Here is a 22,878-nt window from a genome sequence, read left to right as displayed (position 1 = left end):
AATATGGAAACCGGCCCTGACCTGCTGCTATACCCGTCGGGGTGGCGGGATTTGAACCCACGACCTCTTCGTCCCGAACGAAGCGCGCTACCAAGCTGCGCCACACCCCGGGTGTGCGTGAATGAGTCTAACTGAGACGTGGAAGCGCTTTGACGGCAGGGATCATCCGTTTGGGATGAGGGTGAGCAGGGTGACCTCCGGCGGGCAGGCGAACCGGATTGGTGCGTACGGGGAGGTGCCCATGCCGGCGGAGACGTTCAGCCAGGTGTGGCCGGACCAGCGGTTCAGGCCGCGGGCGTACGGGCGGTCGATGCCGCAGTTGGTGACCAGGGCGCCGTAGCCCGGCACGCGCAGTTGGCCGCCGTGGGTGTGACCGCACAGCAGCAGGTCGTAGCCGTCTTCGGCGAACCGGTCCAGGACCCGGGGCTCGGGTGAGTGGGACAGTCCGATCCGCAGGTCAGCGGCCGGGTCGGCGGGGCCGGCGATGCGGTCGTAGTAGTCGTCTTGGGACAGGTGTGGGTCGTCCACGCCGGCGAAGGCGAGCCGGCGGCCGCCGGCGGTGACGGTGGCGCGGGAGTTGGTGAGGTCGGCCCAGCCGGAGGCGGTGAACACGTCCCGCAGGTCCTGCCAGGGCAGGTCCGGCCCGAACCGGCGGACCTGCGGCTTGCCGAAATACCGCAGCGGGTTCTTCGGCAGCGGTCCGTAGTAGTCGTTGCTGCCGAAGACGACGGCTCCAGGACGCTCCAGGAGCGGCGTGAGCGCGTGTACGACGGCCGGCACTGCCTCCACGTGGGCGAGGTTGTCGCCGGTCACCACGACCAGGTCAGGGTCCAGCGCGGCCAGCTCCCGTACCCACTCCTGCTTCGACCGCTGGCCGGGAGTCATGTGCAGGTCCGAGATGTGCAGGATGCGCAGCGGCTCGGAGTCCGGCGCCAGCACTGGTACGTCGAAGCGGCGCAGCGTCCACCTCGTCCGCTCGATTCCAGCCGCGTAGCCCACGGTAGCGATCCCGCCCGCGAGCACGGCCAATGACAATCCGGTGCGCCACTTCATACCGACCAGGCTAGTGTCGTGCCTCGTGAGCGCTCTCAAGGACCGCCTGTCCACCGACCTGACCACCGCCATGAAGGCCCGCGACCAGCTGACCACCGGCACCTTGCGGATGGTGCTGTCCGCCGTCAAGACCGCTGAGGTGGCTGGAAAGTCGGCTCGCGAGCTGACCGACGACGAGGTGGTGCTGGCGGTGCTGACCGCCGAGGCGAAGAAGCGCCGCGAGGCCGCCGAGATCTTCGACACGCGCGACCGTGCCGAGCTTGCCGACCAGGAGCGCCGCGAGACCACGATCATCGAGCGTTACCTGCCCCAGCAGCTCACCGACGAGGAGCTGACCGAGCTGGTCACGGCCGCTATCACCGAGACCGGCGCGGCCGGCCCGAAGGCGATGGGCCAGGTGATGAAGGTGGTGCAGCCGCAGGTCATCGGCCGTGCGGATGGTGGCCGGGTGTCCGCCGAGGTGCGGCGACAGCTCGCGAGCTGACCGCGGTGGTGTCACTGCGGCTGGCCGTGCCGGCGGACGTGCCGGCGCTGACCGCGTTGGTACGCGGCGCGTACGAGCACTATGTGCCGCGGATCGGCCGCGAACCGGCGCCGATGACGGACGACTACGCCGAGGTCGTACGACGTGGCCACACCTGGGTCGCCGAGCGTGCCGGCATCGCTGTCGGCATGCTCGTCCTGGTGCCTGAGACGGACCACCTGCTGCTGGAGAACATCGCCGTACGCGCTGATGCCCAGGGTGGCGGGATCGGCCGGCTGCTGCTCGTACAAGCCGAAAGCGAGGCGGTCCGGCTCGGGTTCGTCGAGGTCCGGCTCTACACCAACGCGGCGATGACCGAGAACATCGCGTACTACCAGCGCCACGGGTACGTCGAGATCCATCGGGCCGGAAACGACGGCTTCAGCAGGGTGTTCTTCAGCAAAGTCCTCTAGACGAAAAAGAACCCCCGACCACGTGGCCGGGGGTTCTTTCGTCAAGCTCAGACCTGGGGTTTGGCGCGCCGGCCATTCGACGTGGTGAAACCCGGGTTGTAGAGCGCGAACGGTGGCAGGCCGGTCGGGCCGTGCCCGGGGCCTTTGGTCGGGGTGCCGTGCCCGGTGCCCTGGGTGGTGCCGCCGCCGGTGCCGGGTCGTACGGTCCCGCCGCTGCCGCCGGCCTTCGGGCTCGGGGTCGGGTCGGGTTGGCCGGCTCGCCGGCGTGCGAGTGCACGCCACCGTTGGCCAGGCTGTCCGGTGGCGGGTCGAAGCCCTTCTCCGGCATTCCGTCGACCGCGTTCGCCATCGCCGGGCCGAAGATGTAGTTGGCGATGTCGGGACTGTCGTTGTTGTCCGTCCCGTGGAAGGGGTTGTCAGTGTCGGTGGAGAACGACGCTCCGGCCAGCTGCGGGACGAAGCCGGCGAACCACACCTGGCGGTTGCCCGGCGTCGAACCGGTCTTGCCGGCCATCGGGCGACCCACCGCGTTGCCGACAGAGCCACCGGTGGCCCAACCGCAGTGGCCGGCCTGGGCGGACTGGGCGACCGGGCAGCGCGCCGCGTCGGTGGCCGCGTCGGCGACGCCCTTGCTGAAGACCTGCTTGCAGTTCGGAGCGCCCAGGCTGAGGGTCTTGCCGTCCGGGCCCTGCACCGACTGGATGGGCGTCGGCTCGCAGTATTTCCCCTCGGCGGCCACTGTCGCGTACGCATTCGCCATGTAGAGCGGCCAGGTGTCCGAACCCTGACCGAACGTCAGCGAGAGACGGCCGGGGTTGTCTCCACCCTTGATGATCGAGTCGTAGCTGTTCGTGCCGGTCGCGCCGGGGAAGAACGAGATGCCGGCGTCGCGCGCGGGCTTTGGCCACGTTGGTCACCTTGGCGGCGATCTCCAGCTGGATGAAGTACGTGTTCACCGATTCGCCGAAACCGCTCCACATGTCCCGGTAGCCGTTCATGGAACCGTTGGAGTTGGCGTTCGCCACCGTGTACGGCTCGCCGTCGTCACCCTTGGCCTTGGTGGTGTACGTCTGCCCCGAGTAAAAGCCGGTGTCCAGCTGCATGCCCTGCCGGAGCGCGGCCAGCATGGTGAACATCTTGAACGTCGATCCGGATGGATAACCAGTGGAGGTGGTCTGGTTCTCCGGATCGCCGGTCAGCAGCGGGTTCTCGTTGTACTGCTTGAGGGCTCGCCCGGCCGCGCCCTTCGGAGCCTGGTCGAACGTCCGGTTGACGGCCAGCGACCGGATCCGGCCGGTGCCGGGCTCGATGAACACCACGCCCTGAGTCAGGTCGGCGCCGCGGCCGCCGCCGACGTTGTCCACCGAGTGCTGAGCAGCCGCCTGCATGTCCGGGTCCAGCGACAGCTTGATGGTGTAGCCGCCGGTCCGGATGGCGGACCAGCGCTCATCCGGGGTGGCTCCGAGGCTTGGCTGCTGCTGCGCCCAGATCCGCAGGTAGTCGCAGAAGTAGCCCCAGTTGTTCTGCGCGGTGATCGCGCCGTTGGGCAGGCAGGTGCTGGGCAGCGGAGTGAGGTTCAGGGTCGGCTTGTTCTTCTTCCCGTCATTCTCCTGCGCTGACGTGATGTATCCAAGCTGCTGCATGCGGGTGAGCACGTAGTTCCGGCGAACCTCGGCCTTGTCCAGGTGCAGCGGGTAGTAGCCGGGGCTCTGGATGAAGCTGGCCAACAGCGCGGACTCGCCGAGCGTGAGCTGGTCGACCGACTTGTTGAAATACCGCTGAGCGGCGACGGCCACGCCGTACGCTCCTCGGCCGAAGTAGACCGTGTTGAGGTATTTTTTTTTCCAGGATCTGCTGCTTGTTGAACTTCTTCTCCAGCGCGACGGCATACCGGATTTCCCGCAGCTTGCGCCCGAGGGTCTGCTGGACGGCCGCGGCCCGGGCGGCGTCCGAGGTGGCGGTCAGTGCCAGGTCCTGCCGAACGTACTGCTGGGTGAGCGTGGACGCGCCCTGGGTGCTGCCGCTGCCGCTGCTGACGAACGCTCGCAGGATGCCCTTCAGGTCGACGCCGTGGTGCTCGTAGAACCGGCTGTCCTCAATCGCGATCACGGCGTGCTGCAGGGACTCGGGCACCTGGCTGAGCGTGACGTTGACGCGGTTCTGGTCGCCGTGCAGGGACGTGACGTACTGCCCCTTGTCGTTCAACACCTTTGTCGTCAGCGGCAAAGGTGGTGTCTGCAGCTCGCTGGGCAGGTTCTCGAAGGTGTCAGCGCCCGCTTTCGCGGTCAGGCCGGCCACCGCTGCGGCCGGGAGCGCTGCCGCGGCGACCACTATGCCGGCCAGCAGGCCGCACAGAAACAGCGATATCAGATTGGTAAGCGGATTGCGGGTCCGGGTACTCGTCACCCGGACGAGAGTACGCGGCGATGCTGACAGCGTTGAGCCCGCGCCAGTCATGCGCGCGGAGTAGTCGCAGGTTACACGCCTGTTTCCGGTGCGTAAGGGCCTTGTCAAGGTGGCGCTGAGCACACCAACTCAACCGAACGGCTGATGTCAGATCGGGCCGATCAGCCGGTGTGGCACTTGGTGTCCGGTTTCCTACCGTCTCCCCAGGGGTTTAAGACCTACAAGACTGAGGGGGGTCCCGGACGTGACCGATCGGGTCGAAGGCTGGGCTTCCAGGGCGGCTTGCCGCACGCGCAATCCGGATGAGCTATTCGTTCAGGGGGCTGCGCAGAACAAGGCCAAAATGGTGTGCATGGGATGCCCGGTGCGAACCGAGTGCCTTGCCGACGCTTTGGACAACCGGGTGGAATTCGGGGTTTGGGGTGGGATGACCGAGCGGGAACGGCGGGCGTTGCTGCGCCGTCGCCCTGATGTGTTGTCCTGGTCCAAGCTGCTCGACACCGCACGCCGCCTACACCTGCTCCAGCCGACCGCGTAACCAACGCGAACTGGAACTGGTCTCCGCTACGCCCGGCGACCGCCGGGCGACTGCTCTAGAGCCGTGTTCACCTTCGTCGTCAACGTGGCCAGCATCTGCACTTCGGCCCGACTCAGGTGGTCGAACAAGTGATGCCGCACGTCCTCGACGTGCCCTGGCGCCGCTTCTTCCAACGTGGCGAACCCGGCATCGGTCAGTACGGCCACCGAGCCGCGCCGGTCCGTCCGGTCGTCCTCGCGGCGTACCCAGCCGGACTCCTCCATCCGGGCGATGTGATGGGACAGCCGGCTCCGTGACTCGCCGGTGAGCTCGGCCAGCGTCCCCATCCGCATCTTGCGATCGCTCCGAGTGGACAGCACGACCAGCACGACGTAGTCACTGTGCGAGAGGCCGCTGCGGTTGGTCAACTCGTGGTCGAGCCGGGCGAACAGCAACCGAGTGATCTTGACGAAGCCCTGCCACGCCTGTTGTTCCTGCGGATCCAGCCAGCGCGGTTCGGTCACCTCGGCATTATGGCGGGCGGTGGCCGCCACCGGCCCAGCCGAACCGCCGTTATTCGCCAGCCAGAGCGGCACCCACCCGGCGCAGACCGGCCAGGTCGTGGACGTCCTCGGGCTGTGTTCGTACGGTCGCCACCGGCACGTTCGGGTGGCTGGCGGTAAACCGTTCGGCGACCCGGGACTGAGCGTTCACCAAGGCGACGAGGTCGGCGTGTACGCGCAGGACCTCGGCTGTGGTCGGTGACTCGCCGGCGGCTTCCAGCTGCTGGGCGGCCGCGATCGCCTCGCCTGCTCGGCGGTGAGATCGCCGGCGGCGACCTGGTCGACTCGGTTCAGCACCAGCCCGGCCAGCGGCATGTTCTCCTCGACCAGCCGGTCGGCGAAATAAGCCGCTTCTCGTACCGCGTCCGGCTGTGGTGCGGCCACCACCAGAAAAAAGCGGTGCCCGGGGTCTGCAGCAGCCGGTACGTTTCGTCGGCCCGCTGACGAAAACCGCCGAACATCGAGTCCAGCGCGGAGACGAAAGTGGACAACTCGCCGAGTAGTTCGCCGCCGAGAATTTTGCTCATCGCGCGGGAAAAGAACGACAGCGCGCCGGTGGCTATCCGGAAGACGCCGCGGCCGCCGACGCGGGCCGGGGCGAGCAGGATCCGGAGCATCCGGCCATCCAGGAACTTCGCCAGATGTTGAGGCGCGTCAAGGAAATCCAGCGCCGACCGGGACGGCGGAGTGTCCACGATGATGAGGTCCCACTCGTTCGCCTCGCGAAGCTGGCCGAGCTTTTCCATCGCCATGTATTCCTGCGTACCGGAAAAGGTGGAGGACATCGCCTGGTAGAACGGATTCGCGAAGATCTCCTCGGCTTTTTTGCCGTCCGAATGGGCAAGAACCACCTCGTCGAAGGTGCGTTTCATGTCCAGCATCATGGCGTGCAGCTCGCCCTTGACGGCGTCTTTCACCGTCCACATCAGACACTCTTCGAGGGGTGTTGTCGAGTTCGGTCAGGCCGAGCGACTGGGCCAGCCGGCGGGCCGGGTCGATGGTCAGCACGACCGTACGGCGGCCGGCCTCGGCGGCCCGCAGGCCAAGCGCGGCCGCGGTTGTCGTCTTGCCTACTCCGCCGGAGCCGCAGCAGACCACGATCCGGGTGTGCGGGTCGGCCAGCAGCGCGTCCACGTCCAGGACGGGAGGTTTCGCGGTGGTCGGAGTCATGAGACGTCCTCAGGACGAGACACGGCTGACCCCCTGCGCGATGAGGGTGTCGGCCAGCTCGTACAGGCCGCCCATGTCGATGCCGTCGGGCAGGAACGGCAGCTGCAACAGCGGTGGCCCCAGCTCCTCAAGCTCAGCTCGCAGTCGCTGCTCCAGCTCGACCCGCAGGCGGTAGTCGGCCGCCTCGCTGGCCAACCCGGCGAGGGTGGCCTTGTCCACCGGCAAGCCGGCGGCGGCCAGACCACGCTTCAGCTCGGCCTGGCTGACCTTGGTGCCGGCCAGCCGGGGCGACCGGACCGAGTTGACCACGACCGTACCGACCGGCAGCGACAGCTCGCCGAGCTCCGCGATCGCATCCGCGGTCTCCTGCACGGGCATCTCCTCCAGCACGGTGACCACGTGGACGGCCGTGAGCGGCGAATGCAGGACGGCCGCGACACCGTCGCTCTGGGTCTTGATCGGGCCGACCTTGGCCAGGCCCGCGACCTCCGAGGTGACGTTCAGGAAGCGGCCGATCCGGCCGGTCGGCGGGGCGTCCAGGACGACCGCGTCGTACCGCCGGTGCCCGCGTTCCATCCGGGTCACCGACTCCTTGACCTTGCCGGTGAGCAGCACGTCTCGGACGCCCGGCGCGATGGTGGTGGCGAAGTCGATGGCGCCGAACCGCTGCAGCATCTTCCCGGCCCGGCCGAGCCGGTAGAACATCTCCAGGTAATCCAGCAGCGCTTCCTCGGCGTCCACCGCGAGCGCCCAGACCTCGCCGCGGCGAGGTGCGGAGCCGATCTTGCGCTCGCCGTACGGCAGCGGGGGCACGTCGAAGAGCTGTGCGATGCCCTGCCGACCCTCCACCTCGACCAGCAGCGTGCGCTTGCCGTCGGCGGCCAGCGCCAACGCGATGGCGGCCGCGACGGTGGTCTTGCCGGTACCGCCCTTGCCGGTCACCACGTGCAGCCGGGCGGTCGGCCAGTTGCTACGTCGGGACACGGGTTGACACGCTAGTCGGCCGCCGCCCGACACGCTCGTACAAGTGCCCTAACGCACCCGTGCCTGGACAGCGAACGACCCGGGTCGGCGAGGCCGGCCCGGGTCGAGTATGGCTGGGTCGATCAGGGAGTGGGCTTGAAGTCGCTGAACTTGCACACCTTCCAGCCGCCGCTCTGGTTGTCGACGGTCAGGTTCCAGGTGCCGCTGACAGTCTGCGGCGTGCCGCTCACCGACGCGGACAGCGTGACGTTGGCGCCCACGTGCTCGGTGCTGCTGACCGGATCGTCGCTGCTGATCGAATACGTGAAGCTGGTCAGCGTGAAGCTGCCACCACTGCTGCCGGACATCGGGTTGGCGGGCATCCCGCCGCTGCCGTACTGGCTCTTCAGGGAGTCGCAGAGGATGCCGGTCGCCTTGGAGTTGTCCTGGTTCTTGATCGCCGTGAAGAACGTGTCGGCGGCATCCCGGGCCGACGAGGCGCCACCGCCACCGCCGAGCACACCGGTCAGGAACAGCACTAGTACGAGGCCGCCACAGCAGAGCAGCAGCGCCGCGCCGCCGCCGACGATGCCCAGGATCAGGCCGGTGTTCGACTTCTTCGGCGGTGGTGCCGGGAACCCGGCGTTCGGATCGCCGAAGCCGGGTTGCCCGTACCCGGCTTGCGGTTGCCCGTACCCGGGCTGGGGCTGGCCGTAGCCGGGCTGCTGCCCGTACGAGCCCTGGTCGCCGCCGTAGCCGGGACCCGACGGCTGGCGCGTAGCCCGGCCCGGAGGGCTGCTGGCCATAACCCTGGTTGGGGTCGTACGGCCCCGGCGGGTAACTCATCGCGACTTCCCCTAACGCACGGATGCACTACCTGGCTTCGTTGCCGTTCAGGGTAGTCGTACCCGCGCAACCCGCAGCTCGGGCGGCCGGAGGATGTCAGCCGGTGAGCTCGGGCGACGTGAACGCGGCCGAGCACACCTTCCACCCGCCCGAGCCCTTGTCCACTCCGAGTTTGTACTCGCCGCTCACGTCGTTGTCCTCGCCGGACACCGTCAGGGTCAGGTTCGCGTTCGCCACCACGTCGTGGTGAGTGGCGCTGGTCGGGGTGTCCGAGGCGATCGTGTACGAGAACTTCTTGAGCTGGACATCGGACGGGTCGAGCCCGGGCGGCGCGCCGGCCGGAGTGCCGTTCTGCAGCGCTGGGCAGGTGACCGCGTTGGCGGCGTTGTCGTCCTTGTTCTTCACCGCGGTCATGTACTTGTCCGCCGCTTCCCGGGCCGAGGACGCACCACCACTGCCGGTGTCACCGGTGCCGCTCGTACTGCCCGTGGTGGGCAGGCTGCCGGCGCTTGGCGGGGGGTTGTTCGGGTTCTGCGCCGGCACCGGCTGCGCGGCCGTGCTCTTGCCGAATGGCTGATAGATCACCACACCGGCGATCACCCCGCCGCAGCACAGCACTGCCAGCAGGCCGCCGATCACACTCAGCGTGATGATCAGGCCCTTCTTGGACTTCTTCGGCGGCGGTGTGAAGCCGCCTTCCGGCGGCTGGTTGTAAGCCGGGTCAGGAGTATATGGACCAGGTGGATAGCTCATAGTTGTCCCTGCAGACGTTCGGTATTGACGGACCGTCACGGTAACCGCGGGTGATTAGGGCTGCCTTAAAGCGCCGGACAGGGCGGTGGTTAGGGTGCGGCCATGCAGAAGTGGGAGTACGTGACGGTGCCACTGCTGGTGCACGCCACCAAGCAGATCCTGGACAACTGGGGCAGGACGGCTGGGAACTGGTCGCCGTCGTCCCCGGACCGAACGCCGAACAGCTGGTCGCCTACATGAAGCGCCCGAAGGAGTAGCGGATGAGCGTCAAGGACAAACTCGCCGAACTCGGCATCGAGCTGCCGCCGGTGGTGCCGCCGGCAGCCGCCTACGTGCCGGCTCTGCGTACCGGAAACTACGTCTACGTCTCCGGCCAGCTGCCGTTCGTGGACGGCAAGCTGCCGGTCACCGGCAAGGTTGGCGCCGAGGTGACCACCGAGGACGCGGCCAAGCATGCCCGGCAGTGTGCGATCAACATCATGGCCGCCGTGGACGACCTCGTCGGGCTGGAGTCGGTCGTACGAGTGGTGAAGCTGGTCGGCTTCGTCGCCTCCGCGGAGGGCTACACCGGCCAGCCGGTCGTCATCAATGGCGCCAGCGAACTGCTCGGCGAGGTCTTCGGCGAAGCTGGCAAACACGCCCGTAGCGCTGTCGGCGTCTACCAGCTGCCGTTGGACACCCCAGTCGAGGTCGAAGCCATCTTCGAGGTCCAGTAGCCCTTTCGTGGGGGTGCGGCGCGAAACTGTCGTACCCCTCGGGCAGATTTGCCCCCACCCAGTGACGGGTGGGGGGTGGGTTTGAGGACCAATGTTCAACTAAAAATTAAGGTCTGCCTCTCGACCCACCCCCCGCCCGTTCAAAGGGAGGGGGAAAGAAAAACAGACACGTACGACAGTTTCGCGCCGCACCCGGGGGACAGCCGCACCATCGGATTCCGATTGTGACAAGTGCCGCTGGCTAGTGTCATCGGCAAAGAACGCATATGTGGTGATTGGTCGGACTTCGGAGCATCGAAACGTCGGCCGGAGCACATACGATGTGCTGTTGTGAAGCGCCAATTCGAGATCCCCGCCGCGATCGCCGCGCAGGCCAGCGCGGCGGCTCGTCGGCCGGCTGCGGAGAAGGTCGAGAAGCCGCCGGTCAAGAACGCCGTGACGGTCATCTTGATGATGGGACAGCGACGCCGGCATCGAGGTCTATCTGCTTCGTCGGCATGGCTCGATGAAGGCTTTTGGCGGGATGACGGTCTTCCCCGGCGGCACGGTGGATCCGGCCGATGTGGCGGCCGTGGACGTGCCGTGGTCGGGTCCGGAGCCGGCGCGGTGGACCCGGCCGCTGTCCGCCGAGCTACCGCTGGCTCGCGGGTTGATCTGCGCGGCCGTACGGGAGACGTTCGAGGAGTCCGGTGTGCTGCTGGCCGGGCCGGATGACCACACCGTGGTGACGGACACCGGCACCGCGCGGTGGCGTGCGGTGGCCCGCTCACTGGAGGCACATGAGACCAGCCTCACCGACGTGCTGGCCGCCCACGGCCTGCGGCTTCGCGCGGATCTGTTGCGGCCGTGGTCGCACTGGTTGACTCCGGAGGTGGAGATCCGCCGGTTCGACACCAGGTTCCTGCTCGCCGCGCTGCCGCCCGGCCAGCAGACCGGGCCGGTCGCCGCCGAGGCCAGCGATGTGGCATGGGTACGGCCGGCCCAGGCGATCGCCGAGTTGGACGCCGGCGAGCGGGTGATGGTCCCGCCGACGGCCCTCACGCTGTTGGACCTCACCGAGTTCGACACGGTTGGGCAGGCACTGGCCGCCGCCGACGGGCGGGAGATCCAGCGGGTCACTCCGCAGTTCCAGCCGACCGGCAACGGCACCCTCCGGTTCGTCACGCCCGAAGACCCGGCCTACCGGACGGAGACGGCCTGATGGTGGAGCAGGTGGCCGACGGCGTCCAGCTGGTGCTCGCGCCGAACCCCGGCCCGATGACCCTCGACGGCACGAACACGTATGTGATCGACGGCCGGATCGTGATCGACCCCGGCCCGGCCGACGAGGGGCACCTGGCCACCGTCGCGGCGCTCGGCGACATCGAGCTGATCCTGGTCACGCACTCCCATTTCGACCACACCGAAGGCGTCTCCCGGCTGGTGGAGCTGACCGGCGCGCAGAGCCGCGGCCCTGGTGGGATTCGATGAGGGCGAGCAGGTCGCGCCGGACCTGATCGCGGTGCGTACGCCGGGCCACACCGACGACTCGGTCGGTCAGCTTCGTCTGGCACGACACCGCGGCCTTCACCGGCGACACGGTCCTTGGCCGCGGTACGACCGTGGTCGACAAACTGGGCCCATATCTGTCCACCCTGCGCATCCTCAGAGACCTCGGTCCGCTGAAGGTCCTGCCTGGTCACGGCCCGATCCTTGCCGATCTCGGTGCCGTTGCCAACGAGTATTTGCGGCACCGCGAAGCGCGGCTGCAGCAGGTCAGAGACGCGCTGGCCGCCGGTGACACCACCGCGGAACAGGTCGTGGAGCGCGTGTACACGGACGTGGACCGGTCGGTCTGGCCGGCCGCCACCATGTCCGTACGAGCACAGCTCGAATACCTGGACAGCTCGCCGTGAGATGCCCCGTGTGCGGGACTGTCGCGGTCCCCGGCGCGCACTTCTGTCACGCGTGCGGCGCGGCCCTGCCGGCCGCCACCGTCGGCGTCCCCACCGAGCGGCGGGTCGTCACCGTGCTGTTCGGCGACCTGTCCGAATTCACCGCCTGGTCCGAACAGCTGGACCCGGAGCGGGTCGGCGCAGTGACCGATCGAGTGATGGCCGCCTGCGCCCAGGCCGTCACGGCTTTTGGCGGCAACGTTGACAAACTCGTCGGCGACGGGATCATGGCCGTGTTTGGCGCACCGGTCGCGCATGAGGACGATCCGGAACGAGCGGTGCGAGCGGCGCGCTGGCGATGCAGCGGGCGGTTCGCCGGATGGTCGAGGACGAGGTCGGCGGCGGCCGCCGGCTCGGCCTGCGGGTCGGCCTCAACACCGGCGAAGTCGCCGCTGGCGTGCAGGCCGCGCTGTCGTACACAGTCATCGGCGACACCGTCAACACCGCGGCGCGACTCGCCGACGCGGCCGGGGTCGGCGGCGTGTACGCGGGTGCCGCGACCCAGCGAGCGACCCGCGACCGGGCCGGCTGGCGGCGGCTGCCGCCGTTGCGGCGGCTGAAGGGAAAACGCGAGGCGGTCGAGGCGTACGAGCTGCTCGGCCTGCGGGACGCGCCGGGCGCCCGGCCGGGCCTGGGCGACGAGGCGCCGTTCATTGGCCGGGAGGCCGAGATGGGCCGGCTGGCCGGCCGCTACCTGGAGGTTTCCGACCGAGAGTCGAGCCACGTGGTGGTCATCACCGGCGATGCCGGCATCGGCAAGACCAGGCTCGGCACCGAGTTCGGCCGGTACGCCGAGACCACCATGAGCGGCTGCACGCTGCGGGTTCGCTGTGCCGCGTACGGCGATGGCCGGCTCGGTCCGCTGCTGCGGCTGGTCCGGCAGGCCTGTGGGGTGGAGCCGGACGACACCCGGGCCGAGATGGCCGACCGGATCCGACGGACCGTCGACCGGCTGCGCGCTCACGCCGACAGCCGTAAGGATGGGACCGATCTGCAGTCGGCGCTGGAGCCGTTGCTGGCGCTGGTCGGAGCGGCCGAAAGCCCGCCGCGGCCGACCGGGATGAGCGCCGGCAGCCGGCCGCCGGGCACCGAGGCGCGGGACATCATGCCGGCCGCGGTGGCCAACCTGCTGCGGGCGATGTCCGAGGAGACCTGCCCGCTGGTGATCGTGATCGACGACGCGCACAACGCGCCGCCGCCGACCGCGGCCGCGCTGGCGGACGTGATCAGCCGGCTGGATGGATCGGTGCTGACGCTGTTGCTTGGCCGGGCCGAGCTGAGCCGCGGCAGCGAGCTGCCCGGCCGCTTCCCGGACGCCGAGGTGACCGCGCTCGCGCCGCTGTCCGGGGCGGCTTCGGCCCGGCTCCTTCGGGCCTACCTGGGCGGCGGCCAGCTGCCGTCGGCGGATCAGGACCGGCTGCTCGCGATCGCCCAGGGCAATCCGTTCTACCTGGCTGAGCTGGTGGCGCTGCTGGTCGAGCAGGGTGCGCTGACGGGCGGCAGCGGGGGCTGGCAGCTCAAGCCGGGCAGCCTGGCCGGACGGCTGCTGTCGGTGGACCTCGCAGCGGTACTGACCGCCCGCATCGACTCGCTGCCGGCCGGCGCCCGCGCGCCATCCTGCGGGACGCCGCGGTGGTGGGCGAGCGGATCCCGGTACGAGCGTTGGCGGTGTTGCGGGCGGAGCAGTCGATTGGCGTGCCATTGCAGCTGGACAGGCTGCCGAAGGACATCGCCGAGCTGGTCGCTCGCCGGATGCTCCGGCCGTCCAATCGCGGTGGCTACACGTTCGTGACCGCGTTCATGCGCCAGGCCGCGTACGCCGGCGTTGGCAAGACCGAGCTGGCCGCGCGGCACGCCCGGCTGGCTCGCTGGGCCGACGCGCTCGCGCCGGACGATCCGGAGCTGGCCGGCATCGAGCGGGACACGTTCGTCGCCCGGCACGCGGAGGAGGCGCTCAGCCTGGCGGACGCCATGCGGCTCGCCGCGAGCTCCGACCCGCGGACGGTCGTCTCGATCGATCGGCGTGCCGCGCTCGGCCGGTTGGCCACCGCCGCTTTCGCCGACTCGCAGCCGGCGCAGGCCGCCGCGCTGCTGGATCGCGCGGCCGCGCTGGCCCGTGACGAGATGCCAGCGGAGTTGACGCTGGCCAGAGCACGTGCGTGGGTGCGTACGAGCCGCTATGCCGAGGCTCTCGCGCTGGCCGAGCGGCTCCGCCAGGACACCACCGCGGACGACGCGGATGGGCAGGCGATCCGGATGGGCGCGCTGCTGGTGATCGGCGACGCGGAGCGCGCGGTCGGCCATCTGGAAGAGGCCGCGCACGCGTGGCGGACGGTTGCCAACGCGTGTGGCGGGCCGCCTGAGTACGAGACGGAAGCGCTGCGCCGGCTCGGCATGCTCGACTACCTGACCGGCCATCTCGCCGACGCCGACGAGCGTTTCGTGCAGGCGTACCAACTCTCCCTGTCCCAGCACGACCGTCCCGGCCAGGGCTGGGCGCTGCAGAACATTGCCTGGTCAGCGACCTCGCGGGGCGACTTCGACCGAGCCGAGATGGCGCTGGACCGGGCCGCCACCCTGTTCGTCGACCTGCGGGACGTTGCTGGCCAGTCGTGGGTGACCGGCACCGAGGCCTTCGTGCGGCTGCTGCAGGGCCGGCTGCGGCAGGCCGGCGCGCTGGCCGCGGAGTTCCTGCCGTATGCCGAACGCCTCGGCGACGAATGGGGCCTTGCCGCCGTCCAGATGGTCGACGCGTACGCGGCCGCCGAGCTCGGCGAGCTCGCTCGCGCGGACCGGCAGGCCCGGGTCGCACTGCGGTCGTTCGAGCAGCTCGACGACGCCTGGGGCCGCTCGCTCGCGCTGGTCGTCCGGGGGGTGGTCGCCCGCGACCGGTGCGCCGACCCGGCCGCGCTGGCTGGCACCGCGCGATCCCGATTTTCGTCGAAGCCGTGCGGATCGCCGAGCAGGCCGCGCACCCGCTCACCTTCGGCGTCGCCCGTACGCTGCTGGGCTACTGCAAGCTGGACGCCGGCGACGCCGCTGCCGCCGAGGCGGACGCCCGCGCCACCCTGGATCTGATCACCCCGCTGCAGGTCACCGAAGCTGCCGCCGTCGGCCCGGTGGTCCTGCTGGCCAGGGCTCGCCGCGCCCAGGGCGACCTGGACGAGGCGATCAGCCTGCTTACTGACGTGGCCAAGGCGGCAGCCAGCCCCTCCCTGGTCTTCCCGCGCCGGCAGGCCCTCGCGCACTACGCGGCGATGCTCGTCGACGCCGGCCGCGCCGAGGAAGCCCTGTCCTGGGCGCAACGGGCAGGTGACGTGCCAGCCGAAGACGTACGAAGCCGCGTTGTCGCCGCCCGCGCCCTCGCCAAGGCGCTGGCCGCCACCGGTGCCACCCAGTTGGCCTGCGAAGCGATGCGGGAGGCGTGCGCCCTCGCGTATTCCACCGAACAAGTCAGCGAACGTGCCGCCACCGACGGCCTGGCCGACCGCCTCCTCTGCCGCTAGTGCGGCGGGTTTACCAGGGCTCGCCCCACGAAATGCGGCGGGCGCGTTTGTACGTGTCGCCCTGGCGTTTGGAGACGGTGACGTCGGTCAGGCCGTCCGAATCGGTGCACAGGCGCAATAAAATGTGACCCGAACGCACTTGGGGATGCCGCAAAACGCGGGCATTCGCTGGGTGTACGGGCAACCGCGTGGCGGCGACGTAACTGAACTTTTCGTCTTCATAGCCGAGGTCGGCCTTCTTCACTCTGCGGTGGAGGGCGGATCGGGGCAGCCGTACCGAAAAATGGCACCAGTCTGGGTCCACAATCGGGCAGGTGTCGTCGTGTGGGCAAAGGCGCGGCGACGCTCATGCCGAGGCTGACGAGGCGCTCGCGAGCTTGGCGTACGACGGCGAAACCGCGAGGGGTGCCGGGTTCGACGATAAGAACAGTGTTCGCCGACAAGGCGAGACGGGACAGCACTGTGTCCACAGTGGATGGTGAAAGCTCGTTCAGGCTGTAGCCGGCGATGGCCAGATCAATGGTCGGGAATTCTTGATGGCGGAAAGATCCGCGAGCTGGCCGGAAACCCGGTCCAGCGCGGGTGGCAGTCGGCGGGCTACCGCGGTCATCTCCGGATCGCGTTCCAGGGCGATGCTTTCCTGCAGGGAAGCGAAAGTTTCGGCGGCGGCCCAGGTCGCCGCGCCGGCGCCGGAGCCGAGATCCAGCAGGGTGGCGGGCGCCAGGTTCGGGATCGCGGCGGCCAGCGCGGAAAGGGCGGTGGCGGTCGCCGCGTACGTGGCAGGCATCCGGTAAACGGCGTAAGCGATCGCCTGTTCAGGGCGTAGCTGGGCTGCATGGGACAGATCGGCGGCGGGGTCGTGATACCGCGCCTGCCAGCGGTCCACCTCGGCGGCCAGCCGCTGGGCACTGACACCAGCGGCCAGATCGTCGAGCGCGGCCATCAGTTTCGGCGGTGGTACGGGCACGCCGAGCAGCGTATCCGGCGCTACCTGGATGCCCGATCGCACAGTCGCGAACCTGATCCAGGTCAGCCGACAAGCGCGGGCCAGCCCCTGCGGTCAGCGGGCGTAAATTGACAACCCGCCAAGCAAATATCGCCAGATTCAGCGGCGACAGACCACTAGCCAGCTCAGCCCTGGGCCGGTGAGGTTTCGATGGCGAAGGGCGGCCGGCTGGTGCCGGTCACCCGGAAGCGGCCCCACGGGTCCACATCGGACAGGGTGGCGGCCGCTTCGCCCTCTGGCGTACGGATCACCACGTCTTTCTTGCCCTTGCCGACCAGTTCGGTGACAGCGGGATCGGCGGCGACTCGGCCGTACCAGTGGTAGCGGCCGTCGATCGGCTGGAAATACCCGCGCAGCTCGAGCTCGATTTTCACCGCGACTTCGGCGTCCGCGGTGTAAATCGTGGCAGGGCCCTGGTAGCCCTCTTCATCGTGGTCAGACATCGAGGCTCCTGTACGAGTAGGTCCCACTCACAGCTTGACAACCACCAGCGTACGAGAACATGCTACCAGATGTATCGCTTACATTTGGTAGCACTCAGCTGGAAGGGATGTTCGCGATGACCGGAGCGTTGGCGACCTCCACTCGGGAGAAGACCGCCGCCCGCCTGCTCAACTCGTCGGCGAAGAACTCGTACGACCCGGAAATCGACATTGACTGGGAAGCGCCGCTGGTAGACGGCATGTATTTCCTGCCCGAACAGCGGATCTCGCTCTACGGCACCCCAATGTGGGACCGGATGACGCCCGAGCAGCGGATCGAGCTGTCCCGGCAGGAGGTCGCGAGCATCGCCAGTGCCGGCATCTGGTTCGAGATGATCCTGATGCAGATGCTGCTGCGCGACACGTACAGCGTCGACCCGACCCGCAAGCACCCGCAGTGGGCGCTCACCGAGATCGGCGACGAATGCCGGCACTCGGTGATGTTCGCCCGGCTGATTGAGCGGATCGGCGTGCCGGCGTACCCGGCACCGCGGCTCACCCACGAGCTCGGCCGGGTGATCAGACGGTCGGGTTCGGGCCGAGCAACTACGCGGCGATCCTGGTCGCGGAAGAGATCCTGGACCGTTTCCAGCGCGAGGGCATGAAGGACGAGAGCGTGCAGCCGCTGGTCCGGATGGTCAGCCGAATCCACGTGCTGGAAGAGGCCCGACACGTCACCTTCGCGCGTGAGGAGATCGCCCGCCAAATGCAGCGGGCGAAGGCGCCGGCGCGGGCCTGGCACCAGTTCATCAGCGGCGCGTCCGCGCAGGTCATCGCCAGGACGTTGGTACGTCCGCAGTGCTACCAGGCGGTCGGCTTGGACCCGGTGCAAGCGCGCCGGGAGGCTCGCCACAGCCCGCAGTTCCAGGAAACCCTGCGCTGGGCTGGTGAGCGGCTGGTCGGCTTCCTCGACGAGGTCGGGCTGACCAAGGGGCCGGGCCGGTTCCTGTGGAAGCGTTCCGGGCTGCTCGGCTGACCAACGGCGGTTACATTCGTGCGGAGGGGGTTGCGATGTTCAGAGTCGAAGATGTGGTGGTTGAGCGGCGCGGTACGGGCTCGCCGCTGGTCCTGTTGCATGGCATCGGGCACCGCTGGCAGGCGTGGCAGCCGGTGTTGAACCTGCTCGCCGAGCGGCACGACGTGATCGCCATCGACCTGCCCGGCTTCGGCGGCTCGCCGACGCTGCCGGACGATCGCCCGTACGACATGCTCGCGGCGGTCGACACCTTCTGCGAGATCATGGCCGCGTACAAGCTCGACCGCCCGCACCTCGCTGGCAACTCGCTCGGCGGTGCACTGGCTCTGGAGGTCGGCTCTCGCGGTCTCGCGTCTTCGGTGACCGCCCTGTCGCCGGCTGGGTTCTTCGGGCCGGTTGGTCGGGCCTGGGCGATCGGCGTGCTCTCCAGCATGCGGCGCAGCGCGATGACCTCCGAGCGCAACCGGCAGCTGATGGTGCGGCGCAAGCCGCTGCGGTTGGCCGGCGGCAGCCTGCTGTACGGGCGCCCGTCCCTGCTGCAACCCCGAAAACATGCTGGGCGACCTGCAGGCGATGGCCAACGCGCCGGCCTTCGACGCGGTGGCGCAGGCGGGTCGCTCGTACCGGTTCCGGGCCACCCCGCCGACCGTGCCGACCACCGTCGCCTGGGGCACTCGGGACCGCATTTTGTGGCCCCGACAGGCAAAAGTAGCGGCCCGCCTGCTGCCTGACGCCCGGCACGTGCCGCTCCCGGGTTGTGGCCACATCCCGATGCAGGACGACCCTGGGTTGGTAGCTCGTACGATCCTCGCCACCTGTCGCCGAAGTGAGGTAGGCGTCCGCGCGTAGGCCCGCCGCAATAGCCAGACAGGACCTAAGGATGCGGAATGGCTGCCAGTAGCTGTTGGGTGTACGGGTGGGTGGGAGTGTCGATGACCTCGGCGCTGGTCCCGCGCTCGACGATTTTCCCTTCGTACATGACCATTAGTTCGCTGGTGAACTGCCGAGCGGTAGCCAGGTCGTGGGTGATGTAGAGGACCGCGAGGGTCGCGCTCGTCCTTGAGTTGGTTGATCAGCTTCAAAACTCCGAGCCTGATGGTCACGTCCAACATGGACACCGGCTCGTCGGCGAGTAACACCCGCGGCTTCGCGGCCAAAGCGCGGGCCAGCGAGATGCGTTGACGCTCGCCGCCGGAGAGTTCATGAGGAAAACGGCCGATAAAACGGCCTTCCGGCTTTAGGTGGACGGTGGCCAGCAGCCGCTCGATCTCGGTGTCGATCGCTTCCTGCCGGCCGGTGGCGCCGTGGATGCGCAGCGCTCGCGTCAGGTGATAGCGGACGGTGTGCGCTGGATTGAGCGACGAGAACGGGTCCTGCAGGACCATTTGCACATCGCCGGTGTACGCCCGAAAGTCCTGGCCGCGGCGAATGCGTACGGGCGAGCCGTCCAGCAGAATGTCGCCGGCGGTGGGGCGCTGCAAACCCGCCAACAACTGCGCGACCGTGCTCTTGCCACTGCCGCTCTGACCCACCAACGCGCCGTCATCTGGCCGCGCTGTAGCTGGAAACTCACGTCGTCGACAGCCCGGAAGGTGCCGGTACGGCCGAACCACCGGTCGGCTCGGCGGCCGAAGTCCTTGACCAGGCCGCGGGCTTCCAGGACCACGTTGTCCGTCACGTCAGACCGCCACCCCCCGAGGGCCCGCAGGGAATCCAGCAATTCCCTGGTGTATTCGTGTTTCGGCCGCAGATGTACGTCATCGGCCGCCGCGTATTCGACCAGCTCGCCGTGCCGCATGATGGCGATGGTGTCGCAGATTTCCAGCAACAGCGACAAATCGTGAGTCGTGAAGATCACCGAAAAGCCGTACCGTTCCCGGAGTTCCAGCAGCAGCGTCAGGATTTGCCGTTGGACCAGCACATCCAGTGCGGTTGTCGGCTCGTCCAGGATCACGATCGCCGGGTCGAGCGCGAGCGCCATCGCGATGCCGGTTCGCTGTTTCATGCCGCCGGACAGCTCGTGCGGATAGCCGCGCGCAGCCGGTGTGCCGGGATGCCGACGCTTTCCAGCAGGCTGCCAGCCAGCTCGCGGCGCTTCTTTTTCGCCATGCCAGGGCGATGCCTGCTGATCACGTCGTCGAACTGGGCGCCGATGGTGAGGACGGGATTGAGCGCGTTCATCGAGCTCTGCAGCACGATCGACAGCTCGTTCCAGCGAAAGCTCCCGAGCTGGGCCGGTCCCATCTTCAGAATGTCCGCGCCCTCGGGGTCGTTTTCCCTGAAATAGACAGCCGAACCGCCGGTGACCTGTGCGGATTTGCCGAGCAGTCGGGCCACCGCGCCGGTGAGGGTGGATTTTTTCGCTGCCGCTTTCGCCAGCCAATCCCAGCAGTTCACCGCGATGCAGCGTCAGACTCACGTCCTTGACCGCGTGTACGGGCCCGTCGGCGCTGAGATAATCCACGCTGAGGTGCCGAATTTCCAGCAGTGGTGGAGTGTCGAAGCCCGGCCCGGATGGCATCTGGGGCGATGGTGGTTGCTGGACTGGACTGCACCTTGGCGGCTCGTACGGTCCGCAGCCGCGGATTCGCGTACTCGTCAATGCCGAAGTTGACCAGCGACAACCCGGTGCCGATCAGGGCGATGCACAAGCCCGGCGGCAGGAACCACCACCAGGCGCCGGCGAGCAGCGCCTGCGATTGCTGGGCGTAGAAAAGCATCGAGCCCCAGCTGACCGTGGTCAGGCTTCCCAGGCCCAGGAAGGAAAGTCCTGCCTCGGCCAGGATGCCCACCAAGATGGTGAACAGGAAACTGCTGGCCAACAGCGGGATCTCGTTGGGCAGCACTTCGAAGAAGATGATCCGGGGCAGCGTTTCGCCGGAGGCTCGGGCTGCCTGGATGTAGTCGCGATTGCGGATGGACAGCGTCTGCGCCCGGATTGACCGGGCACCCGAGGCCCACGCGGTGATGCTGATGATGATCGCCACTGACTCGATGCCCTTGCTCGGCAAGTAGCCGGCCAGCACGATCAGCAGCGGCATCGCCGGAATGAATGACAGGAAAACACTGGTGACCAGCGACAGCACCTCATCGACTATGCCACGTAGGTAGCCACCGACAAGCCCCACCACGGACGACACCACGGTGGCCACGACAGCCGCGAGAAGGCCGACCGCCAACGAAATCCGGCTGCCATAGAGGAGTTGGGCCAGCACGTCCTCGCCGGCCTGGGTGGTGCCCAGCCAGTGCGCCGCGGACGGTGGCTGCATCGAGTCGGCACCGGTGGCCGACGGGTCGATGCCGATCATTACCGGGCCGATCGTCGCCAGCAACACAAAGAACAAGATGATGGCTACCCCGACGGTGATTTTTCGGGACCGCAACAGGAAAGTCAGCAGCGACTTCATGAGGCACCGCTCGCGTTCGCCCGGATCCGTGGGTCGAGCAGCACGTACGCGAGGTCCGCCAGCAGGTTCGCCGCGAGCACGGACAGCGAGATCACCAGGAAAAGCCCCTGCATCAGCGGAAAGTCCTCGTTCTGGACGGCCTGGTAAGCGTGTAGCCGACGCCTGGATACGAGAAGATGACCTCGGTCAGCATCGAGCCGCCGACCACGAATCCCAGCGACAGCGCGAAACCAGTGAAGCTCGGCAGGATCGCGTTCCGGGCCGCGTACGCCGTCATCACCCGCATCCGGGAAAGTCCCTTGGCCTGCGCCAAAGTCACGTAGTCCTCGCCGAGGGTGGTGATCATCATGTTCCGCATGCCCAGCAGCCAACCGGCGATCGAGCTGACCACGATGGTGATCGCCGGCAGCAGCGCGTGATAAAGCACGCTGCCGATGAATTCGCCGCTCAGCACTGGCGGGAGGTCGGTGTCGTACGCTCCGCTGATCGGCAGCCACCCGAGGACCACGCCGAAGATGAACACCAGCAACAAAAAGCATCCAGAAGTACGGGATGGAGTGCAGGAAGGTGGTCGAGGGCACCAACATGTCCGTCCAGCCGCCGCGTTTCCAGGCCGCGATGATGCCAGCGGACGTGCCCAACACGAAACTGATGACCGTACAAACGCCAATCAGCCCCAGCGTCCACGGCAGGGTGGTGGCAATAACGTCCGACACCGCGGTGGGATAGAAGCTGATCGAGCGGCCGAGGTCGCCGTGAAACAGGTTGCCGAGATAGTCCCAGTACTGGTTGAGCAAACTCGCGTCGCTGAGGCCGAATGCCTGCCGCAGCGACGTGATCGCGGCCGGATCGACCTGTCCTTTGAGGCGGTCCACCAAAAGGTCGACCGGGTCGCCGGGCATCATCCGTGGGATCAGGAAGTTGATGGTGATAGCGGCCCAGGCGATCACCACATAGAGCGCCAGCCGGCGGGCGACGAACCTCATCCAGTTGCCCGCTTGAGGTGGGTGATGACCAGCAGGTTGTCCGGGAACTGGTAGGGCGCGGGCAGTGCGTACGGGTCGGTGGCGGACGGCCAGCCGGTGAACTTGGTGGTCCGGGTCTGCGACCAGTTCGCGCTGCCCAGCAGTGGAATGACCGGCAGCTGCTCGACCATCACCTTTTCCAGGCCGTAGACGGCATTGCGCAGCTGGGTGGCGTCCTCGGTCTGGTCGAAAGTGCTGAGATAGCCGTCCGTGGCAGGGTCGGACCAGCGGGAATAGTTGGACAGCGCCTGCTGGCCGATGGGTGCGGTGAGTTTGCTGGACAGAAATGGCCGATAGAGATCGTAGGGGGACGAGCCGCCGACCGAGCCGGCGATCGCCATGTCGTAGTTTCCGGTTTTCAGGGCCGCTTTCCACGCCTGCGTCGACTTGCCCTGCGGGTCGACCTCGATGCCGACCCCCTTCAGCTGACTCTGGATCAGCCGGGCCATCGTGACCCAGTCACTGAATCCGCTCGGTACGAGAAGGGTGAAGGCCAGTTTCTTGCCGCCGGGACCGACCCGGATCCCGTCCGCGCCCTTGCGTAGCCCGGCCTTGTCAAGCAGCGTGTTCGCGGCCGCCGCGTCGGTCTTGAACTGAAGATCTTTGTATTGCGGATCAA

22 protein-coding genes, 1 tRNA gene and 13 pseudogenes are annotated in these 22,878 nt (G+C 68.0%); 14 read left to right on the top strand and 22 right to left on the bottom strand.

The annotated features are described in order from the left end of the window. Window positions 1–36: 36 nt before the first annotated feature. Both GNX96_RS34535 and GNX96_RS34530 read right to left on the bottom strand, forming a co-directional pair. A tRNA-Pro gene (locus tag GNX96_RS34535) sits at window positions 37–110 on the bottom strand. Window positions 111–162: 52 nt separating this feature from the next. Then, complete coding sequence (locus GNX96_RS34530; protein WP_163572103.1) at window positions 163–1,053, bottom strand: metallophosphoesterase; 891 nt, start codon at window positions 1,051–1,053, stop codon at window positions 163–165. Window positions 1,054–1,078: 25 nt separating this feature from the next. On the opposite strand from GNX96_RS34530, the gene GNX96_RS34525 reads away from it, so the two are divergent. The 3 genes from GNX96_RS34525 to GNX96_RS34515 all read left to right on the top strand — a co-directional run bounded on the left by GNX96_RS34525 (window position 1,079) and on the right by GNX96_RS34515 (window position 2,357). Further along, window positions 1,079–1,537, top strand: a complete 459-nt coding sequence (locus GNX96_RS34525; RefSeq protein ID WP_163572102.1) for a GatB/YqeY domain-containing protein — start codon at window positions 1,079–1,081, stop codon at window positions 1,535–1,537. A gap of 8 nt (window positions 1,538–1,545) precedes the next feature. Continuing rightward, a complete protein-coding gene (locus tag GNX96_RS34520; RefSeq protein ID WP_279582227.1) occupies window positions 1,546–1,989 on the top strand; it encodes a GNAT family N-acetyltransferase in 444 nt (147 codons plus the stop codon). 158 nt (window positions 1,990–2,147) lie between these two features. Then, a complete protein-coding gene (locus GNX96_RS34515; protein ID WP_163572059.1) occupies window positions 2,148–2,357 on the top strand; it encodes a hypothetical protein in 210 nt (69 codons plus the stop codon). Window positions 2,358–2,488: 131 nt separating this feature from the next. Here GNX96_RS34515 and GNX96_RS65575 read toward each other — a convergent pair. The 3 pseudogenes from GNX96_RS65575 to GNX96_RS34505 all read right to left on the bottom strand — a co-directional run. Then, window positions 2,489–2,749: pseudogene (locus GNX96_RS65575) on the bottom strand (penicillin-binding protein); the annotation flags it as partial. 178 nt (window positions 2,750–2,927) lie between these two features. Next, a pseudogene (locus GNX96_RS65570) lies at window positions 2,928–3,878 on the bottom strand (transglycosylase domain-containing protein); the annotation flags it as partial. Beyond that, a pseudogene (locus GNX96_RS34505) lies at window positions 3,844–4,446 on the bottom strand (transglycosylase domain-containing protein); the annotation flags it as partial. The pseudogenes GNX96_RS65570 and GNX96_RS34505, both read right to left, overlap by 35 nt. A 193-nt stretch (window positions 4,447–4,639) precedes the next feature. On the opposite strand from GNX96_RS34505, the gene GNX96_RS34500 reads away from it, so the two are divergent. Next, entirely contained in the window at window positions 4,640–4,933 is a 294-nt protein-coding gene (locus GNX96_RS34500; RefSeq protein ID WP_163572098.1) for a WhiB family transcriptional regulator, read from the top strand. Window positions 4,934–4,959: 26 nt separating this feature from the next. On the opposite strand, the gene GNX96_RS34495 is transcribed toward GNX96_RS34500, so the two are convergent. The 5 genes and pseudogenes from GNX96_RS34495 to GNX96_RS34475 form a co-directional block, all read right to left on the bottom strand. Further along, entirely contained in the window at window positions 4,960–5,508 is a 549-nt protein-coding gene (locus GNX96_RS34495; RefSeq protein ID WP_279582225.1) for a MarR family winged helix-turn-helix transcriptional regulator, read from the bottom strand. Continuing rightward, a pseudogene (locus GNX96_RS34490) lies at window positions 5,486–6,645 on the bottom strand (ArsA family ATPase). The gene GNX96_RS34495 and the pseudogene GNX96_RS34490 overlap by 23 nt, the downstream one beginning before the upstream one ends. A gap of 9 nt (window positions 6,646–6,654) precedes the next feature. Beyond that, a complete protein-coding gene (locus tag GNX96_RS34485) occupies window positions 6,655–7,629 on the bottom strand; it encodes an ArsA-related P-loop ATPase (protein ID WP_163572097.1) in 975 nt (324 codons plus the stop codon). A 122-nt stretch (window positions 7,630–7,751) separates the two neighbouring features. Beyond that, the gene (locus GNX96_RS34480) at window positions 7,752–8,414 is read right to left on the bottom strand and encodes an Rv0361 family membrane protein (RefSeq protein WP_163572058.1); all 663 of its coding nucleotides are present in this window, start codon (window positions 8,412–8,414) and stop codon (window positions 7,752–7,754) included. A gap of 136 nt (window positions 8,415–8,550) precedes the next feature. Then, on the bottom strand, window positions 8,551–9,207 hold the full coding sequence (locus GNX96_RS34475) for a hypothetical protein (RefSeq protein ID WP_163572057.1): 657 nt from the start codon (window positions 9,205–9,207) through the stop codon (window positions 8,551–8,553). Window positions 9,208–9,309: 102 nt separating this feature from the next. On the opposite strand from GNX96_RS34475, the pseudogene GNX96_RS34470 reads away from it, so the two are divergent. From GNX96_RS34470 to GNX96_RS57345, 6 genes and pseudogenes are all read left to right on the top strand, one after another. Beyond that, window positions 9,310–9,464 (top strand): annotated as a pseudogene (locus GNX96_RS34470) (hypothetical protein). Window positions 9,465–9,467: 3 nt separating this feature from the next. Further along, window positions 9,468–9,923: a RidA family protein gene (locus GNX96_RS34465; RefSeq protein ID WP_163572096.1), complete on the top strand. Its 456-nt coding sequence runs from the start codon at window positions 9,468–9,470 to the stop codon at window positions 9,921–9,923. A gap of 505 nt (window positions 9,924–10,428) precedes the next feature. After that, window positions 10,429–11,124 (top strand): NUDIX hydrolase, encoded by a 696-nt coding sequence (locus tag GNX96_RS34460; RefSeq protein WP_163572095.1) that lies wholly within the window; start codon window positions 10,429–10,431, stop codon window positions 11,122–11,124. Then, window positions 11,124–11,818: pseudogene (locus tag GNX96_RS57360) on the top strand (MBL fold metallo-hydrolase). The gene GNX96_RS34460 and the pseudogene GNX96_RS57360 overlap by 1 nt, the downstream one beginning before the upstream one ends. A 337-nt stretch (window positions 11,819–12,155) precedes the next feature. Beyond that, window positions 12,156–13,649, top strand: coding sequence for an AAA family ATPase (locus GNX96_RS57350; protein WP_313885847.1), 1,494 nt, complete (start codon window positions 12,156–12,158; stop codon window positions 13,647–13,649). Beyond that, complete coding sequence (locus GNX96_RS57345) at window positions 13,553–14,935, top strand: hypothetical protein (protein WP_279582223.1); 1,383 nt, start codon at window positions 13,553–13,555, stop codon at window positions 14,933–14,935. Before GNX96_RS57350 ends, GNX96_RS57345 begins: the two co-directional genes overlap by 97 nt. Window positions 14,936–15,373: 438 nt before the next feature. Here the strand turns inward: GNX96_RS57345 and GNX96_RS34440 are convergent. The 4 genes and pseudogenes from GNX96_RS34440 to GNX96_RS34425 all read right to left on the bottom strand — a co-directional run. Then, window positions 15,374–15,682: pseudogene (locus tag GNX96_RS34440) on the bottom strand (small ribosomal subunit Rsm22 family protein); the annotation flags it as partial. Further along, entirely contained in the window at window positions 15,582–15,857 is a 276-nt protein-coding gene (locus tag GNX96_RS65565; RefSeq protein ID WP_390624214.1) for a small ribosomal subunit Rsm22 family protein, read from the bottom strand. The gene GNX96_RS65565 and the pseudogene GNX96_RS34440, both read right to left, overlap by 101 nt. Continuing rightward, complete coding sequence (locus tag GNX96_RS34430; RefSeq protein WP_279582222.1) at window positions 15,854–16,330, bottom strand: small ribosomal subunit Rsm22 family protein; 477 nt, start codon at window positions 16,328–16,330, stop codon at window positions 15,854–15,856. Before GNX96_RS34430 ends, GNX96_RS65565 begins: the two co-directional genes overlap by 4 nt. A 164-nt stretch (window positions 16,331–16,494) precedes the next feature. Continuing rightward, on the bottom strand, window positions 16,495–16,812 hold the full coding sequence (locus GNX96_RS34425) for a DUF4873 domain-containing protein (RefSeq protein WP_163572091.1): 318 nt from the start codon (window positions 16,810–16,812) through the stop codon (window positions 16,495–16,497). Between the two features lie 59 nt (window positions 16,813–16,871). On the opposite strand from GNX96_RS34425, the pseudogene GNX96_RS34420 reads away from it, so the two are divergent. From GNX96_RS34420 to GNX96_RS65560, 3 genes and pseudogenes are all read left to right on the top strand, one after another. Beyond that, window positions 16,872–17,827 (top strand): annotated as a pseudogene (locus tag GNX96_RS34420) (AurF N-oxygenase family protein). Between the two features lie 35 nt (window positions 17,828–17,862). Next, window positions 17,863–18,321 (top strand): annotated as a pseudogene (locus GNX96_RS34415) (alpha/beta fold hydrolase); the annotation flags it as partial. A 58-nt stretch (window positions 18,322–18,379) separates the two neighbouring features. Beyond that, complete coding sequence (locus tag GNX96_RS65560; protein ID WP_390624210.1) at window positions 18,380–18,676, top strand: alpha/beta fold hydrolase; 297 nt, start codon at window positions 18,380–18,382, stop codon at window positions 18,674–18,676. A 25-nt stretch (window positions 18,677–18,701) separates the two neighbouring features. On the opposite strand, the gene GNX96_RS57340 is transcribed toward GNX96_RS65560, so the two are convergent. The 6 genes and pseudogenes from GNX96_RS57340 to GNX96_RS57330 form a co-directional block, all read right to left on the bottom strand. Further along, a complete protein-coding gene (locus GNX96_RS57340) occupies window positions 18,702–18,812 on the bottom strand; it encodes an ABC transporter ATP-binding protein (RefSeq protein WP_279582220.1) in 111 nt (36 codons plus the stop codon). A gap of 190 nt (window positions 18,813–19,002) precedes the next feature. Further along, window positions 19,003–19,359 (bottom strand): annotated as a pseudogene (locus tag GNX96_RS65555) (ATP-binding cassette domain-containing protein); the annotation flags it as partial. A 353-nt stretch (window positions 19,360–19,712) separates the two neighbouring features. Next, window positions 19,713–19,832: pseudogene (locus GNX96_RS65550) on the bottom strand (ABC transporter ATP-binding protein); the annotation flags it as partial. Continuing rightward, complete coding sequence (locus tag GNX96_RS34405) at window positions 19,829–20,224, bottom strand: hypothetical protein (RefSeq protein WP_163572055.1); 396 nt, start codon at window positions 20,222–20,224, stop codon at window positions 19,829–19,831. The pseudogene GNX96_RS65550 and the gene GNX96_RS34405, both read right to left, overlap by 4 nt. Beyond that, entirely contained in the window at window positions 20,221–21,234 is a 1,014-nt protein-coding gene (locus tag GNX96_RS34400; RefSeq protein WP_163572090.1) for an ABC transporter permease, read from the bottom strand. Before GNX96_RS34400 ends, GNX96_RS34405 begins: the two co-directional genes overlap by 4 nt. Before the next feature lie 112 nt (window positions 21,235–21,346). Beyond that, complete coding sequence (locus GNX96_RS57330) at window positions 21,347–21,757, bottom strand: ABC transporter permease (RefSeq protein ID WP_279582235.1); 411 nt, start codon at window positions 21,755–21,757, stop codon at window positions 21,347–21,349. Between the two features lie 29 nt (window positions 21,758–21,786). On the opposite strand from GNX96_RS57330, the gene GNX96_RS57325 reads away from it, so the two are divergent. Beyond that, on the top strand, window positions 21,787–21,963 hold the full coding sequence (locus GNX96_RS57325) for a hypothetical protein (RefSeq protein ID WP_279582218.1): 177 nt from the start codon (window positions 21,787–21,789) through the stop codon (window positions 21,961–21,963). Between the two features lie 80 nt (window positions 21,964–22,043). On the opposite strand, the pseudogene GNX96_RS65545 reads toward GNX96_RS57325, so the two are convergent. Then, window positions 22,044–22,220: pseudogene (locus tag GNX96_RS65545) on the bottom strand (ABC transporter permease); the annotation flags it as partial. Then, window positions 22,217–22,828 (bottom strand): annotated as a pseudogene (locus tag GNX96_RS34390) (ABC transporter substrate-binding protein); the annotation flags it as partial. The pseudogenes GNX96_RS34390 and GNX96_RS65545, both read right to left, overlap by 4 nt. Window positions 22,829–22,878: the final 50 nt, after the last annotated feature.

The organism is Fodinicola feengrottensis (assembly GCF_010993775.1).
In the GTDB taxonomy this organism is placed as follows: domain Bacteria; phylum Actinomycetota; class Actinomycetes; order Mycobacteriales; family HKI-0501; genus Fodinicola; species Fodinicola feengrottensis.
This window is presented reverse-complemented; position numbering and strand designations above follow the sequence as displayed.